1 protein-coding gene is annotated in these 432 nt (G+C 74.1%); it reads right to left on the reverse strand.

Annotated elements, in window-relative coordinates; all coding sequences use genetic code 11:
• On the reverse strand, positions 1–432 hold a 432-nt coding region (locus RM555_RS30865; protein ID WP_311415007.1), incomplete at both ends, for a phosphopantetheine-binding protein.

The raw sequence follows: 432 nt of genomic DNA on the forward strand, positions 1-432 counted from the left end.
GTTGCCCGGCGCCGGTCACGACCGGGTCGTCCTCGCCGCCGGCGGTCGACGGGTCGGCCGTCACCTCGGGCCGTAGGCGGTCGGCCATCGCGGCCACGGTCTGCGCCTCGAACACGATCGCCGCCGACACCGGCACGCCGAGGGTTTCGCGTAGCCGGGCGGCGATCATGGTGGCCTGCATGGAGTGCCCGCCGAAGGCGAAGAAGTTGTCGTCGCGGCCCGGCGTCCGGCCGATCACGTCGGCCCACACCTGCGCCACCCGCCGCTCCAGGTCGTCGCGGGGCGGCTCGCCGCGCGCGGACAGGTCCGGTGCGGGGAGTGCGTTGCGGTCGATCTTGCCGTTGCGGGTGAGGGGGAAGTGGGGCAGGGCGATGATGGCGTGGGGTACGAGGTGGCGGGGGAGGGTGTGGTGGAGGGTGTCGCGGAGTTGGT

It is taken from the genome of Micromonospora reichwaldensis, from assembly GCF_031845925.1.
GTDB lineage: Bacteria > Actinomycetota > Actinomycetes > Mycobacteriales > Micromonosporaceae > Micromonospora > Micromonospora reichwaldensis.